The sequence below is a fragment of the Micrococcus sp. APC 4021 genome (assembly GCF_030407635.1).
In the GTDB taxonomy this organism is placed as follows: domain Bacteria; phylum Actinomycetota; class Actinomycetes; order Actinomycetales; family Micrococcaceae; genus Micrococcus; species Micrococcus luteus.
The window spans coordinates 1-14,212 of sequence record NZ_JASDCZ010000056.1; the positions used below are offsets into that span (position 1 = coordinate 1).

Annotated in this window: 15 protein-coding genes; 13 read left to right on the forward strand and 2 right to left on the reverse strand. The window is 74.4% G+C overall.

Annotated elements, in window-relative coordinates; genetic code table 11:
* The first annotated feature begins 2 nt into the window (after positions 1–2).
* Both QL983_RS06575 and QL983_RS06580 read left to right on the forward strand, forming a co-directional pair.
* A complete protein-coding gene (locus tag QL983_RS06575) occupies positions 3–1,736 on the forward strand; it encodes a biotin carboxylase N-terminal domain-containing protein (RefSeq protein ID WP_290151938.1) in 1,734 nt (577 codons plus the stop codon).
* Positions 1,737–1,819: 83 nt separating this feature from the next.
* Positions 1,820–2,440, forward strand: coding sequence for a GntR family transcriptional regulator (locus QL983_RS06580; protein WP_260840263.1), 621 nt, complete (start codon positions 1,820–1,822; stop codon positions 2,438–2,440).
* 22 nt (positions 2,441–2,462) lie between these two features.
* Here QL983_RS06580 and QL983_RS06585 read toward each other — a convergent pair whose 3' ends face one another.
* Together QL983_RS06585 and QL983_RS06590 are read right to left on the reverse strand one after the other, a co-directional pair.
* Positions 2,463–3,275, reverse strand: a complete 813-nt coding sequence (locus tag QL983_RS06585) for a putative hydro-lyase (protein WP_230297328.1) — start codon at positions 3,273–3,275, stop codon at positions 2,463–2,465.
* A complete protein-coding gene (locus QL983_RS06590; RefSeq protein WP_020626121.1) occupies positions 3,268–4,551 on the reverse strand; it encodes an NRAMP family divalent metal transporter in 1,284 nt (427 codons plus the stop codon). Before QL983_RS06590 ends, QL983_RS06585 begins: the two co-directional genes overlap by 8 nt.
* Before the next feature lie 168 nt (positions 4,552–4,719).
* On the opposite strand from QL983_RS06590, the gene QL983_RS06595 reads away from it, so the two are divergent.
* The 11 genes from QL983_RS06595 (at position 4,720) to QL983_RS06645 (ending at position 14,108) form a co-directional block, all read left to right on the forward strand.
* Entirely contained in the window at positions 4,720–5,475 is a 756-nt protein-coding gene (locus QL983_RS06595) for a VIT1/CCC1 transporter family protein (protein WP_069941936.1), read from the forward strand.
* Between the two features lie 466 nt (positions 5,476–5,941).
* Positions 5,942–6,178, forward strand: coding sequence for a 50S ribosomal protein L28 (gene rpmB / locus QL983_RS06600; protein ID WP_002858335.1), 237 nt, complete (start codon positions 5,942–5,944; stop codon positions 6,176–6,178).
* Between the two features lies 1 nt (position 6,179).
* Complete coding sequence (rpmG, locus tag QL983_RS06605) at positions 6,180–6,347, forward strand: 50S ribosomal protein L33 (RefSeq protein ID WP_002858336.1); 168 nt, start codon at positions 6,180–6,182, stop codon at positions 6,345–6,347.
* A 1-nt stretch (position 6,348) separates the two neighbouring features.
* Positions 6,349–6,654, forward strand: a complete 306-nt coding sequence (gene rpsN / locus QL983_RS06610) for a 30S ribosomal protein S14 (protein WP_002858338.1) — start codon at positions 6,349–6,351, stop codon at positions 6,652–6,654.
* A gap of 229 nt (positions 6,655–6,883) precedes the next feature.
* Positions 6,884–7,165: an HU family DNA-binding protein gene (locus QL983_RS06615; protein WP_002858339.1), complete on the forward strand. Its 282-nt coding sequence runs from the start codon at positions 6,884–6,886 to the stop codon at positions 7,163–7,165.
* A 157-nt stretch (positions 7,166–7,322) separates the two neighbouring features.
* The gene (locus tag QL983_RS06620; RefSeq protein WP_069941937.1) at positions 7,323–8,018 is read left to right on the forward strand and encodes a hypothetical protein; all 696 of its coding nucleotides are present in this window, start codon (positions 7,323–7,325) and stop codon (positions 8,016–8,018) included.
* Between the two features lie 110 nt (positions 8,019–8,128).
* The gene (locus QL983_RS06625; RefSeq protein ID WP_069941938.1) at positions 8,129–8,812 is read left to right on the forward strand and encodes a copper resistance CopC family protein; all 684 of its coding nucleotides are present in this window, start codon (positions 8,129–8,131) and stop codon (positions 8,810–8,812) included.
* A gap of 103 nt (positions 8,813–8,915) precedes the next feature.
* Positions 8,916–9,527 carry a copper chaperone PCu(A)C gene (locus QL983_RS06630; protein ID WP_069941939.1) on the forward strand — a complete coding sequence of 204 codons (612 nt, stop codon included), beginning with the start codon at positions 8,916–8,918 and terminating at the stop codon, positions 9,525–9,527.
* Positions 9,514–10,932, forward strand: a complete 1,419-nt coding sequence (locus QL983_RS06635; protein WP_290151949.1) for a Dyp-type peroxidase — start codon at positions 9,514–9,516, stop codon at positions 10,930–10,932. Before QL983_RS06630 ends, QL983_RS06635 begins: the two co-directional genes overlap by 14 nt.
* A gap of 73 nt (positions 10,933–11,005) precedes the next feature.
* The gene (locus QL983_RS06640) at positions 11,006–13,264 is read left to right on the forward strand and encodes a cytochrome c oxidase assembly protein (RefSeq protein ID WP_095353965.1); all 2,259 of its coding nucleotides are present in this window, start codon (positions 11,006–11,008) and stop codon (positions 13,262–13,264) included.
* The gene (locus tag QL983_RS06645; protein WP_206450381.1) at positions 13,254–14,108 is read left to right on the forward strand and encodes a hypothetical protein; all 855 of its coding nucleotides are present in this window, start codon (positions 13,254–13,256) and stop codon (positions 14,106–14,108) included. The genes QL983_RS06640 and QL983_RS06645 overlap by 11 nt, the downstream gene beginning before the upstream one ends.
* The last annotated feature ends 104 nt before the right edge of the window (positions 14,109–14,212 follow it).

Here is a 14,212-nt window from a genome sequence, read left to right on the forward strand (position 1 = left end):
TCATCGCCAACCGCGGCGAGATCGCCGTGCGCGTGGCCCGCGCCGCCCGCGACCACGGCATCGCCTCGATCGCCGTCTACTCGGATCCGGACGCCGACGCCCTGCACGTGGCCGTCGCGGACGAGGCCTTCCACCTGCCGGGCGCGTCCTCGGCGGACACCTACCTGAAGATCGACGCGGTCCTCGACGTCGCCCGCCGCGCCGGCGCCGACGCCGTGCACCCGGGCTACGGCTTCCTCTCTGAGAACGCCGACTTCGCGCAGGCCGTGATCGACGCCGGGATGACCTGGATCGGCCCGTCGCCGGACGCCATCCGCGCCCTCGGGGACAAGATCACCGCCCGCTCCCTCGCCCAGCAGGCGGGCGCCCCGCTCGTGCCGGGCTCGGACGGCCCCGTGCCGGACGCCGCCGCCGCGCGCACGTTCGCCGAGGAGCACGGCCTGCCGATCGCCATCAAGGCGGCCTTCGGCGGCGGCGGCCGCGGCATCCGCGTGGTGCGTGAGCTCGGCGACGTCGAGGACGCGTTCGAGGCGACCGTCCGCGAGGCCGTGGCCGCGTTCGGCCGCGGCGAGTGCTTCGTGGAGCGCTTCCTGGACCGCCCCCGCCACGTGGAGGCCCAGGTCCTCGCCGACGAGCACGGCCACGTGGCCGTGCTCGGCACCCGCGACTGCTCCCTGCAGCGCCGCAACCAGAAGCTCGTGGAGGAGGCCCCGGCGCCGTTCCTCACGGACGAGCAGCGCGAGCGCATCCACACCTCCGCCCGCGAGATCTGCCGCGCCGCCGGGTACACCGGGGCCGGCACGGTCGAGTACCTCGTGGCCCCGGACGGCCTCATCAGCTTCCTGGAGGTCAACACCCGCCTGCAGGTGGAGCATCCCGTCACCGAGGAGGTCTTCGGCGTGGACCTGGTGCGCGAGCAGTTCCGCGTCGCCGCCGGCGAGCCGCTGAGCATCCCGGAGGACCCGACGCCGCGCGGCCACGCCCTCGAGTTCCGCCTCAACGCCGAGGACCCGGCGTACGGCTTCCTGCCCGTGCCCGGCCCGATCGACGCGTTCGAGGCCCCCACCGGCCCCGGGGTCCGCATGGACTCGGGCGTCCGCACCGGCTCCGTGGTGCCGGGCGAGTACGACTCCCTGCTCGCCAAGCTCATCGTGTGGGGCGAGGACCGCGCCCAGGCCATCGCCCGCGCCCGCGACGCCCTGGCCGAGCTGCGCGTCGACGGCGTGCCCACAGTGGTGCCGTTCCACCGCGCCGTGCTCGAGCAGGACGCCTTCACCTCGGGGGACCGCCTCGGCGTCTACACCACGTGGATCGAGTCCGAGTTCGCCGAGCCGCTGGCCGAGTCCCCCTACCTGGGCGCCGAGGTGCCCGCCGGCGGCCGCACCGCCGTCACCGTCGAGCTGGACGGCCGCGCCGTGCGCCTGGGCCTGCCCGCCGATCTGTACGCGGCCCTCCTCGGAGGCGGCGGTGCGGGTGCCGCGGCTCCGGCCGGCGCTGCCGGCGTCGCTAAGACCGACGACGACGGCGCGGTGGCCTCGCCGGTCACCGGCACCCTGGCCTCGTGGAAGGTCGAGGACGGCGCCGAGGTGGCCGAGGGTGACACGGTCGCGATCGTCGAGGCGATGAAGATGGAGACACCGATCCGTGCCCCTCGTGCGGGCCGGATCCAGCTCCTCGTGGCCGAGACCCCGGCCTCGGTGACGCGCGGCCAGGCGATCGCCCGGCTGGGGGCGTGAGGGTGCCGGCGCGCGACGGTGTCACCGGGGAAGGTCTCGCGCCCGGCGCCGGCGGCGGCGAGTCCGCCCCGGCTCCGGCTCCCGTGGCCGCGGCCGCACAGCTGCGGCAGCGGATCGCGGCGGCCGGGCTCGTGCCGGGGGAGCGACTGGGAGAGGTGGCGCTGGCCGCCGAGCTCCAGGTCAGCCGCAACAGCCTGCGCGAGGCGTTCACCATGCTGGCCTCGGAGGGCCTCGTGGAGCGCCGGCCGCACCGCGGGGTGTTCGTGGCGGCGCCGGGTCCGGAGGACGTGCGTGGGCTGTACCGCACGCGTCGGGTGATCCAGCTCGGCGCCCTCGAGCACGGTGAGCTCACCCCCGGCGCGGCGCGCCAGCTGCGCTGTGCCCGGGACCTGCTCTCGGGCGGCCCGGACACCCCCGCGCGGGTCCTGGGCGACGCCAACCATCGCGTCCACGTCGGCATCGTGGACCTGGCCGGGGCCCCCGAGCTCACGCGGCTCATGGCGTCGGTGCAGGCCCGCGTGCGCCTGGCGTTCCACCCCATGGACGAGCAGACGCGCCTGCACGTGCAGTTCGCGGATCGCAACCGGTGGATCGTGGAGCGGCTGCTGGCCGGCGACCTCCCCGCGGTGCACGCCATGTTCGGCGACTACCTGGACGAGGCGGAGCAGTTCGTCCTGGCGCACCTCGCCGCCGTGGGGGACTGACCGCCTGCCCGGGCCCCGACGGTCACGGGACCTGGAACATCCGGTCCGGCAGGTCCGTGATGAGAATGTGCCCGGGCGCGTGCGTGATGGCCAGCGGCGGGCGGGACTCCATGATCGCCGCCTGCGGCGTCACCCCGCACGCCCAGAACACGGGCAGGTGGCCCTGCGGGACCTCGACGGCGTCGCCGAAGTCCGGTGCCGACAGGTCCGTGATCCCGAGGCCGGCCGGGTCGCCCACGTGCACGGGCGCGCCGTGCACCGCGGGGTAGCGGGAGGTGATGCGCACGGCGTCGGCCACGCGGTCGGCGGGGAGGGGGCGCATCGAGACCACGAGCGGGCTCGAGAGGCGGCCCGCCGAGGCGCAGCGCCGCGTGGTGCGGTACATCGGCACGTTCACGCCGGCGTCCTGGTGGGCCATCCGGATGCCCTCGGCCACCAGGGCGGACTCGAAGGTGAACGAGCAGCCGATCACGAACGTCACGAGGTCGTCCCGCCACACGTCGAGCAGATCCGTGGGGCGGTCCGTCTCGACGCCGTTGCGGTACACCACGTACTGCGGCACGTCCGTGCGGACGTCGCCGTCCAGCGCGGGGCCGTTGACCTCGCCGGCCTCGAACACGCCGAGCAGCGGCAGGGCCTTGGGGTTGCGCTGGGCGAAGAGCAGGACGTCGTAGGCGTGGTCCTGCGGGATCGAGACGAGGTTCGCCTGCGCGTAGCCGTCGGCGATCCCCGAGGTCGGCCGCACGAGCCCCGCGCGGAACCGCTCGCGGGCCTGCGCGGGGGTCGTGGCGGCGTCCAGCGGCGGCAGCGGCGTCATCGTGGTCATCTCAGGCACCGGTGATCATCTCGACCATGGGGATGAACCCGCGCACCGCGATGAACACGGACACGATCCACGCGAGCGCGCCGATCACGAGCAGCCACCCGGGGTAGCGGTAGCCGTGCAGCAGGTCGCGGCGGCGCCAGGCCACGTACAGGAGGGCGGCGAAGCCGACCGGCAGGATCATGCCGTTGAACGCGCCGGCGAACACGAGCAGCGTCTGCGGTGCCTGGCGCAGGGCCAGGTAGAGGGCGGTGCAGACCATGATGAAGGCGACCGTCAGCAGGTTGCGGGTGCGGGCGCTGGTGGTGGAGCGGGTGACGAAGCTGATCGAGGTGTACGACGCACCGATCACGGAGGTGACGGCGGCGGCCCACAGGACGATGCCGAACATGCGCAGGCCGATGTCGCCGGCGGCGGCCTGGAAGGCGGAGGCGGCCAGGTTGTCCTTGGACAGCACCGCGCCCGAGGCGACGACGCCGAGGATCGCCAGGAACAGGAGGGCGCGCATCAGGCCGGTCACGAGGATCGAGGCCACGGAGCTGCGGGTGATGTCCTGGACGTCGTCCACGCCCTTCACTCCGGAGTCGATCATGCGGTGGGCGCCCGCGTAGGTGATGTAGCCGCCGATGGTGCCGCCCACGAGGGTGACGATCACGAAGAAGTCGACCTCCTCCGGCATCACGGACTGGCGCAGGGCCTCGCCCACGGGCGGGGCGGAGGTGATGGCCACGTACAGCATCAGCAGGATCATGACGGCGCCGAGCGCCACCACGATCCGGTCCAGGGCCACGCCGGCGCGCTTGGAGAGGAAGATCAGCAGCGCGATGAGCGCGGAGACGCCGCCACCGATCAGGGGGTCGACGCCGAGCATGGCGTTCGCGCCGAGGCCGGTGCCGGCGATGTTGCCGATGTTGAAGACCATGCCGCCGAGGAACACGAGCGCGGCGAGGACCCAGCCGAGGCCGGGCAGGACGCGGTTCGCCAGCTCCTGGGCGCGCATGCCGGAGACGCCGATGACGCGCCACACGTTCATCTGGACGGCGATGTCGACGAGGATCGAGACCAGGATGGCGAACGCGAACGCGGCGCCCATCCGGACGGTGAACGTGGCGGTCTGCGTGATGAAGCCGGGGCCGATGGCCGAGGTGGCCATGAGGAACATGGCGCCGAGCAGTGCGGTGCGCCGGGTGGCGCTCGCGGCACGGGAGTCCGTCTTCGGTGCGGTGCCCGAGGGGGTCGAGCCGTCCGGCCCGGCGTGGGGGATGTCTGCGTGGGACACGGTGGTCACCTTCGTCGAGGGCGCCGGGCGAGGTGACGGGCGTCACGAGGCGCTGGGGGAGGCGGTAGCTGTTGTTGAACAATCCTGGCAACAGGAAGAGCGAGTGTCGTGGCACCCCGTCCGAAGGAACGCCTCACCTGCCTGGCGCGCCCCGCCCCACGCCGCGACCATGGAGACATGTCGCACACGTCTGAACAGTCCTCGCCCCGGGCCGATCAGCTCCCGCCGGGCGGTCCCGACGAGCCGCACGCCTCCGGCGGCGTGCATGCCCGCCTCAACTGGCTCCGCGCGGGCGTGCTCGGCGCCAACGACGGCATCGTGTCCGTCGCCGCCACCGTCGTCGGTGTCGCCGGCGCGACGACGGCGCTCACCCCGATCCTGCTGGCCGGCGCCGCCGCCGTGGTCGGCGGCGCCTTCTCCATGGCGCTGGGCGAGTACGTGTCCGTCTCCTCGTCCTCCGACTCGCAGAAGTCGCTGATCGCCAAGGAGCGCCGTGAGCTCGAGGAGGATCCCGAGGGCGAGCTGGAGGAGCTCGTGCAGCTCTACGAGGCGGACGGCCTGAGCCGGGCCACGGCCGAGGCCGCCGCGCGGGAGCTCACCGAGAAGGATGCGCTCGCCGCGCATCTGCGCATGGAGCTGGGCATGGCGGAGGAGGACGTCGTCAGCCCCTGGGCCGCCGCCGGAGCGTCCTTCCTCGCGTTCCTCGTGGGCGCACTGCTGCCCTTCCTGACGGTCGTCCTGGCGCCGGTGGGCCTCCGCGTCCCGTTCACGTTCGGCGTCACCCTCCTGGCCCTCGCCGTCACCGGCTGGGTCGGGGCCCGGCTCGGCGACGCGCCCGCGCTGCGGGCGGCCGTGCGCGTCGTCCTCGGCGGCGCCCTGGCGCTCGGCCTGACCTTCGCGGTGGGCTCGCTCCTGGGGGCGTCGGTCGCCTGATCCACGCCGGAGGGGTGGGCCGGCCCAGCGCCCGTGGCCGCGCCGTGGCGCGCGCGGAGCGGTCCTGGAAGCCGAGGACCGTGCGCATACCACAGGCGCCCCCCCGTCGAGTTGAAGCGACGCCCACGGTTCGCGTAAGATAGGACGGCGCACGCCGCGTTGTTCTCGTCGTTCCATCGGTCAGGTGACCGGGCGGACGGCGGGTCGGAAAAGCAACGCGCTCCCGCAGACCGGATCCCGGGACGCCCTCAGGGCGGACCGGGGCTCACCGTCCACACCAGCGATCCCATAAGGAACTTCGGTTGGCTCTCACCCAGCCTGGTCCACCTTTTCGAGAAGTCGCAGTAAGAGTGCGGTGTCCACACCCGGGGCGGGGCTCACAACAGGTGTCCGCGGACAGGTCCGCGGCTCGCCGCCATGCGGGTTCCGCCCGTCCTTTTACTACTACTTGCCACGAGGAGTGATCATGGCAGCTCACTGCCAGGTAACCGGGGCTGGGCCGGGATTCGGCCACAGCATCTCCCACTCGCACCGTCGCACCAAGCGCCGGTTCGACCCGAACATCCAGAAGAAGACCTACTGGGTCCCCTCCCTGCGCCGCAACGTCACGCTGACGCTGTCCGCCAAGGGCATCAAGACCATCGACGTGCGCGGGATCGACGCCGTCGTGGCGGACCTGATCGCGAAGGGAGTGAAGCTCTGACATGGCCAAGGACAAGGACGTTCGTCCGATCATCAAGCTGAAGTCCACCGCCGGCACCGGGTTCACCTACGTGACCCGCAAGAACCGCCGGAACAACCCGGACCGCATCACCCTGAAGAAGTACGACCCGGTGGTCCGCAAGCACGTCGACTTCCGAGAGGAGCGCTGAGATGGCCAAGAAGTCCAAGATCGCCAAGAACGAGCAGCGCAAGGCCATCGTGGCCCGTTATGCCGAGAAGCGTCTCGAGCTGCGCAAGACCCTCGTGGACCCGAACGCGTCGGACGAGGCTCGCGAGGCCGCCCGCCTGGGCCTGCAGAAGCTGCCCCGCGACGCCTCCCCGGTCCGCGTGCGCAACCGCGACGCCATCGACGGTCGCCCCCGCGGCACCTTCCAGCGCTTCGGCATCTCCCGCGTGCGCTTTCGCGACATGGCGCACCGTGGCGAGCTGCCCGGCGTGACCAAGTCCTCCTGGTGACCTGAGGCCCGGTCTCCGGGCGCTCGGCACCACCGCGACGGCGGCGTCCCTCCTCAGGAGGGGCGCCGCCGTCGTCGTGCCCCGGGGATGAGGGCCACCCGGGTCACGGGAAATCGCGGATTCTCGCGGTTCAGGGGGCGATTCGCCCGCGGAGAGGTGGTACGTTCACAACTGGCAGCCCGGTCCGAACGGCCCGGGAACCGTAACCGACGTCCCATAGGGAGGACCCATGGCCATGAACCGCAAGGAACTCGTCGCCGCCGTCGCCGAGCGCTCCGGCAACACCCAGGCCGCCGTCAGCGATGTGCTGGACGCCCTCTTCGAGGTGTTCACCGCCCAGGTCAAGAAGGGCGAGAAGGTCTCGATCCCGGGCTGGCTGGCCGTGGAGCGCACCGAGCGCAAGGAGCGCACCGGCCGCAACCCGCGCACCGGCGAGGAGATCACCATCCCGGCCGGCCACTCCGTGAAGGTGACCGCCGGCTCCAAGCTCAAGGCCGCCGCCTCCGAGTGATCCCGGTCGCGGTGCGGGTCCCCGGACCCACGCCGCACGCCGCGGGACGGGCGTCCCACCCTCGGGTGGGGCGCCCGTCGTCGTCTGCGGCCGCGTAGGATGGGCGGACGATCGTCCGGCCGACGTGGGCCGGGGCCGTCAGGAGAGGAGTCGTGGCATGCGCAGCGCCGTCGCCGCCGCTCCGTGGGCCCCGTCCGGCCTCGAGGACCCCCGTCCGCGCGTCGTGCGTGGACCGGCCCGTCTGGCCCGGGGCTGGGCCGGGGCCCTGGCGATGACCGCCCTGGCCGCGCTGTTCCACACCGCCGCCGAGCCCGGTCACGGGTTCCCCGAGGTCGGCGTGGTCGCCTTCGCGGCTGTCCTCGCCGCCCCGCTCTGCACCGCCCTGGCGGGCCGCGCCCTCTCGCTGTGGCGCACCGCCGCGGCCGTCGCGATCGCCCAGGGGCTGTTCCACGTGCTGTACGGGCTCGCCGCCGGAGGCCACGCCGTGGCGCCTGCCGCCGGCGTCGACCCGGCCCACCTCGGCCACGCCCGTCCCGGCACCGGGGCCCTCCTGGCGTCGGGGGAGGCCCTGTCCAGCGCCCCCACCGGCCACCTGACCGACCTGCGCATGCTCGCGGCCCATGTGATCGCCGCGGTCCTCACCGTGTTGGTGCTGCGGCGCGGCGAGGCCCTCGTGCTCACCATCGCCGAACGCGTGGTGGCCGCCGTCTGCCCGCCGCCGGCCGCGCACGGCCCCCTGCCGACGCCGGCCCGCGTCCGGGTCCCCGTCCCGCCGGCGCTCCGTCCGGCGACGTCCCTCGCCCTCCTCAGCTCTCCGGGGCGGCGCGGCCCGCCGTTCGCCCTCGCGGCCTGAGGACGCCGGCTCCGTCCGCGTCTCGAGGCCCGACCGCGCCCGACGACCCTTCGGAACGGTCCGCCCGCGACTCCCGTCCGGGACAGCGGCAGACCCGTGAGGACACCACCATGCATCACCAGACCACCCCTGTCCGCCGCGCTGCTCGCGCCGCCGCCGGACTCGCCCTGCTGCCCGCCCTCGTCGTCGCCGGGGCTGCCCCCGCGGCCGCGCACGACGAGCTCATCCGCACCGCCCCCGCCGTCGACGAGACCGTCACGACGGCGCCGTCGGAGGTCTCACTGACCTTCAGTGGCGAGCTGATCGACGGCGAGGGCATCCAGAACCTCCTGCAGGTCCGCGACGCCGACGGCAACCAGTGGCAGTCCGCTGCCGGCACCGTGGACGGCCCCACCTTCTCCGCGCCGCTGTGCGAGGGGCTGCCCAACGGCGACTACGAGGTCGCCTACCGCGTCGTCTACTCGGACGGGCACTCCGAGGAGCGCTCGTTCGACTTCGCGGTGGACGACCCGGCCGCACCGGCCGCCGGCACCGCGCCCCAGGGCTGCGGCACCGCCGTCGCCGGGGCCTCGACCGCCGCCTCCCCGGAGGCCACGGCAGGTCAGGGCGACGCCGCCTCGGCCGAGGCGACCGCGCAGGCGGACGCCTCCGACGCCGCGCAGCCCGCGGACTCCGACGCGCTGCCCGCCTGGGTGTGGGTCGCCGGCATCGCCGGCCTGGCCGTGCTCGTGGTGGCCTTCCTCCTGATGGGCCGCCGCGCCCGCGCGCTCGGCCACCTCGACGACGGCCGCTGACCTCTGATCCCCGGCCGGCCCCCGGAGGGGACCGGCCCCGCCCTCGCGCGCCCGCACGCCCCGCGCGTCGTCGCGCGCCCGCCTGACAAGGAACCCCGCAGACATGACCACCACCTCCCCCCGCGCCCCTCGCCGCCTCGGCGCCGCCGCCGTGCTCGCCGTCGCCGCCCTCGGCCTGACGGCCTGCGCCGGAGACGACGCCGGCTCCGCCCCGAGCGCGTCGGACGCCTCGAGCGTCGCCCCGGCCACGGGCGCCTCGTCGGCCGCGTCCACCGCGGACGGCCAGGCCGCCGGCCTCACGATCACCGACCCCTGGACGAAGGCCACCGAGGAGGGCATGACCGGCTCCTTCGGCATGCTCGAGAACTCCTCGGACCAGGACCTGCACATCGTCGGCGTCCGCTCGGAGCTGGGCGAGACGGTCGAGCTCCACGAGATGGTCTCCGGTGAGGACGGCCAGATGGTGATGCAGCAGAGCCCCGACGGCTTCACCGTGCCCGCGGGTGGGAGTTTCGAGCTCGCCCCGGGCGGCAACCACGTGATGTTCATGGGCCTGACCGACCCGATCGAGCCGGGTGAGGACGTGACCTACGACCTCGAGCTGGAGGACGGCTCCACCCTCGAGGTCACCTCCGTGGTCCGGCCCTTCACCGGCGCCAACGAGTCGTACCACGGCGGCGACGCCCACGAATCGGAGGACCATGCCGACCACTGACCCCGCCGGCCGGCCGGACGACCACCACGGGCCGGACGGGCGCGAGGGCGCCCGCCCGGCCCTCCCGGCCGGGCCCTCCCGCCGCGGCCTGCTCTTCGGGGCGGGCGCGGTGGGCGGCGGCCTGCTGGGCACCGCGCTCGGCTACGGCGCCGGCCACGCCTCGGCCACCCCGGACGCGCCCGCCGCGTCGGGGGCGGCCGGGGCGGGGGCCTCGCCCTCCGAGGTCATGGGCGACACCGGCATCGAGGGCGAGGTCGGCCGGGCCGGCTGGGCCGAGCCCGGCGGCCAGTCCGCCCGGGTGGCCGTCAGCTCGCCCGTGGGCACGGACACCGTGCCGTTCCACGGGCCGCGCCAGGCCGGCGTCGACACCCCGGCCCAGGCCCACGCGGTGTTCCTCGCCCTCGACCTGCTCCCGGACACGGACCGGCTGGGGATCGAGCGGATGCTGCGCCTGCTCACCGACGACGCCGCGCGCCTCACCCAGGGCCGGGCCACGATCGCGGACACCGAGCCGGAGCTCGCCGCCGCCCCCGCACGGCTCACCGTGACGTTCGGCTTCGGCCCGGAGCTCGTCCGCCGCGTGGCCCCGGACCGGGCCCCGGCCTGGCTGCGCCCGCTGCCGGCGTTCGAGCAGATCGACCGCCTGGACCCCGCGTTCAGCGACGGCGACCTGCTGCTGCAGATCTGCGGCGACGACCGGATGTCCGTGGCCCACGCCCGGCGCATGCTCCTCAAGGCGGCCCGGCCGTTCGCCACCGAGCGCTGGGTGCAGGAGGGCTTCCGCTCCGCCCGCGGCGCCCATCCCACCGGCACCACCATGCGCAACCTCTTCGGGCAGGTGGACGGCACCGGCAACCCGGCGGCGGACACCCCGCATCTCGACCGCGTGGTGTGGGGCGTGGGCGCCGAGCAGGTGGGCGTCACCCCGTGGATCGCGGACGGCACGTCCGTGGTGATCCGGCGCATCGAGATGCTCATGGACACGTGGGACGAGCTCGACCGCCCGGCCAAGGAGAAGGTCATCGGCCGTCGCCTCGGCACCGGGGCGCCGCTCACCGGCGAGCAGGAGCACGACGAGCCGGACTTCGCGGCGCTCGGCCCCGCCGGGTTCCCCGTGATCCCGGACATCTCCCACCTGCGGCGCGCCCGGATGGACGTGCCGGAGTACGGGATGCTGCGCCGCGGCTACAACTACGACGACCCGCGCGGGGCGCTGGAGGCGGGCTCCGGCCTGATCTTCGCCGCCTACCAGGCGGACGTGGACCGGCAGTTCGTCCCGGTGCAGGCCCGGCTCGCCGAGTCGGACCACCTGAACCTGTGGACCGTGCCCGTGGGCTCGGCGGTCTTCGCGATCCCGCCGGGCTGCGCCGAGGGCGGGTTCGTGGGCGACGCCCTGTTCGCCTGACCCAGGGGCCCGACGACGGCGGGGCCGCTCCCGCCGTCTTCGGGCGTCCGCATGCTTTGAGAGGATGGACCCCATGTCCGCCGCCACCGCCCCCGCCCGGGGCAGCCACCCCGCCGAGAACGACGACGCCGCCCGCCCCGGTCCGTCGGGGCCGGTCGGCGTGCCCCGGTGGCTCTGGGTGCTCGTGGCCGCCGCGGGAGCCGCCGGCCTCGCCGCCGCCGGCTGGCTGACCGGCGTCACCGCCGCGCGCCAGCTCTCCGACCCGGGGTGGATCACCCGCTGGGGCGTGCCCGTGGGGGAGCTCGTCTCCAACGTGGCGATGTCCCTGACCATCGCCGCGCTGATCTTCGCGGCCGGGGTCCTGCCGCCGCACGCGGCGGGCACGGAACGGTGGCACCGCTCCGCCCGGCAGCGGCGCGAGGACGCGGACGCCGCACCGCTGCCCGAGCACCCCGCGTTCACCCGCGTGATGCAGATCGCCGCCGTCAGCGCCGGCGTGTGGACGGTGGCCGCGCTGGCCGTCGGCGTGCTGTCCTACTCGGATCTCGCCGGCGTCCCCGTCACGGCGGGGCAGAGCTTCACGGACGGCCTGGCCGCCTACGTGGTCGGCATCTCGGTGGGCCAGGCGTGGTTCTGGGTCACCGTGATCGCCGCCGTCGTGACCACGTTGGCGATCGCCGTCCGCTCCCACAACGGCCTGTTCTGGACCGGCATCCTGGCGATGCTCGCCCTCGTGCCCCTGGCCCTGATCGGGCACGCGGCGGGCGGTGACGACCACAACGGCGCCGTGAACTCGATCGGCCTGCACCTGCTCGGCGTCGTCGTGTGGGTGGGCGGACTGCTCGTGCTCGTCGCGATCTCGGACACCCTCGTCGGGCCCAACGGGGCGCAGGGGCGGGGCCGCAGCCTGCGCCGGCAGGGTCCGGCGCCCCTGCTGCACACGGTCCTGACCCGGTACTCCGTGCTCGCCGGGCTGGGCCTGGTCACGGTGGCGCTGTCCGGTGTGGTCAACGCGTCGATCCGCATGGACGATCCGGCTCAGCTGCTGAGCCCCTACGGCATCCTCGTGTCGGCCAAGTTCCTGGCGGCCCTGGGCCTCGGCCTGATCGGCCTGCTGCACCGCCGGTGGGTGATCCCCCGCCTCGACGCCGGTCCGGACCGTCCCAGCCCCGCCCCCGCGCGTCGCCTGCTGTGGCAGCTCATCGCCGTGGAGGCCGTGATCATGGGCGCCGTCATGGGCGTCTCCTCCGTGCTCTCCCGGACGGCCCCGCCCGTGCCGGAGGAGATCGCGCCGGACGCCTCCCCGGCCCGCATCCTCACCGGCTACGAGCTGCCGCCGGCCCTCGAGGGCGCCCGGTGGATCACGATGTGGCGGTTCGACTGGCTGTGGGTCGCGATCATCGCGTTCCTGACCCTCTGGTACCTGCGCTCCGTGTGGCAGCTGCGCCGCCGCGGCGACCGCTGGCCCGTGCTGCGCACCGTCGCGTGGCTCGCGGGCCTGGCCGTGCTGCTGTGGGCGACCTCCGGGTCCCCGGCCGTGTACGGCCGCGTCCTGTTCAGCGCGCACATGGTGGGCCACATGACGCTGACGATGCTCAGCCCCGTCTTCCTCGTCCTGGGCGCGCCGATCACCCTGGCGCTGCGGGCCCTGCCGTCCCGCACGGACGGGACGCGCGGCCCGCGCGAGTGGATCCTGTGGATCGTGCACTCCCCGTGGGGGCGGTTCATCACGAACCCGATCGTGGCGGGGGTCAACTTCGCCGGCTCGATCCTGGTGTTCTACTACACGGACTTCTTCCGGTTCTCGCTGGAGACCCACGTGGGCCACGAGTTCATGAACGTCCACTTCCTGCTGACCGGGTTCCTGTTCGCCCTGGTCATGATCGGCTCGGATCCGCTGCCGCGCCGGCCCCCGTACGCCCTGCGGCTCGTGCTGCTGATGGCCACGATGATCTTCCACGCCTTCATCGGCGTCGCCATGACCTCCTCCACCGGCCTGATGCAGGCGTCCTGGTTCGGCAACATGGGCCGCGACTGGGGCCCCACCGCCCTCGAGGACCAGCGCATCGGCGGCGCGGTGATGTGGGGCATCGGCGAGTTCCCCACCGTGATGATGGCGGTGATGGTGGCCGTGCTCTGGTATCGCAGCGACCGCAAGAACGCGGTCCGGCTGGACCGGCAGGCCGACCGCGACGGCGACGCGGAGCTGCGCCGCTGGAACGAGATGTACGCCCGCATGCACGGCACCCCGGTCACCGACGCCCCGAGCGGCGCCGAGCCCGTGGCCCGTGACTCCTCCACCGGCCCCGAGGAGGCCCGTGATGTCCGCTGACCTCCTCCCTCCCCTCGGCCGCCCGGCCGCGCCCCGGCGTGGTCGGCTGCGCCTCGCGGCCGCCGTCGCCGCCGGCCTGCTGGCCCTGACGGGCTGCAGGGCCGGGGACGGCGATCCGGCCGCCGCGTCCGCGCCCGCGGACGGAGTCCACGGCGACGCCGGCACCGCGGCGCCCACGGAGTCGGCGGCCCCGGAGGGGCTCGGCCTGGGCGACCGTCAGGACGAGCGCATGGCGCAGGCCGCGGCCGAGCGTGCGGCCACGTTCGGCTTCGTCCGGCAGCGGGCCGCCACGGCGGAGGAGATCGACGCGGCCCGCGAGGACTCCCGGGACCGGCGCGCGGACGCGGACCGGACCACCGTGCAGCCGGCGCAGTGCAAGGCGCCGCTGACCGCCCTGGACTTCTCCCCGATCGCCCTAGACGAGGCCGAGGCCACGCGCGTGGACGTCGGCGCCGACACCTTCACGGGCACGGGCACCGTGGAGGTCGCCCGGCTCACGGGCCAGGGCCGCCAGGACGTCGAGCGGCACCTCCAGACCGTCAACGCCCTGCGCGCCGACTGCCGCGAGATGACCATGACCGTGCAGGAGGGGGACGCGACCGTCGACTACCGCCTCGAGGTCTCCGACGCGCCGCTGTCCGACGGCACGCCGGCGCAGTCCGCCCTCGTGTGGGAGCGGACCGTGGCCTCGGAGTCCGAGCCCCAGCTCACGGCCCAGGTGCTCACCGCCGTCACCTCCGACGCCGTGGTGATGGTCTCCTTCGTGGGCCGGCCCGAGGCCGGGCGCAAGGAGTTCACCCTCATCGCCGAGGAGATGCTGGCCGCCGCCCTGGCCGCCGACTGAGCCGGACCCGCCCGGCGGCGTCGTCTTTCCCCCTGTGACGCCGCCGGCGTCCGCTCACGGCTGACGCGTCCGGGGCGTGCGTCATGATGGTGGACATGACCGCA

Excerpts from the sequence above, each read along its gene's own strand:
- QL983_RS06595 (WP_069941936.1), top strand. The coding sequence starts at position 4,720 with ATGTCGCACACGTCTGAACAGTCCTCGCCCCGGGCCGATCAGCTCCCG.
- rpmB (WP_002858335.1), top strand. The coding sequence starts at position 5,942 with ATGGCAGCTCACTGCCAGGTAACCGGGGCTGGGCCGGGATTCGGCCAC.
- rpmG (WP_002858336.1), top strand. The coding sequence starts at position 6,180 with ATGGCCAAGGACAAGGACGTTCGTCCGATCATCAAGCTGAAGTCCACC.
- rpsN (WP_002858338.1), top strand. The coding sequence starts at position 6,349 with ATGGCCAAGAAGTCCAAGATCGCCAAGAACGAGCAGCGCAAGGCCATC.
- QL983_RS06615 (WP_002858339.1), top strand. The coding sequence starts at position 6,884 with ATGGCCATGAACCGCAAGGAACTCGTCGCCGCCGTCGCCGAGCGCTCC.
- QL983_RS06620 (WP_069941937.1), top strand. The coding sequence starts at position 7,323 with ATGCGCAGCGCCGTCGCCGCCGCTCCGTGGGCCCCGTCCGGCCTCGAG.
- QL983_RS06625 (WP_069941938.1), top strand. The coding sequence starts at position 8,129 with ATGCATCACCAGACCACCCCTGTCCGCCGCGCTGCTCGCGCCGCCGCC.
- QL983_RS06630 (WP_069941939.1), top strand. The coding sequence starts at position 8,916 with ATGACCACCACCTCCCCCCGCGCCCCTCGCCGCCTCGGCGCCGCCGCC.
- QL983_RS06635 (WP_290151949.1), top strand. The coding sequence starts at position 9,514 with ATGCCGACCACTGACCCCGCCGGCCGGCCGGACGACCACCACGGGCCG.
- QL983_RS06640 (WP_095353965.1), top strand. The coding sequence starts at position 11,006 with ATGTCCGCCGCCACCGCCCCCGCCCGGGGCAGCCACCCCGCCGAGAAC.
- QL983_RS06645 (WP_206450381.1), top strand. The coding sequence starts at position 13,254 with ATGTCCGCTGACCTCCTCCCTCCCCTCGGCCGCCCGGCCGCGCCCCGG.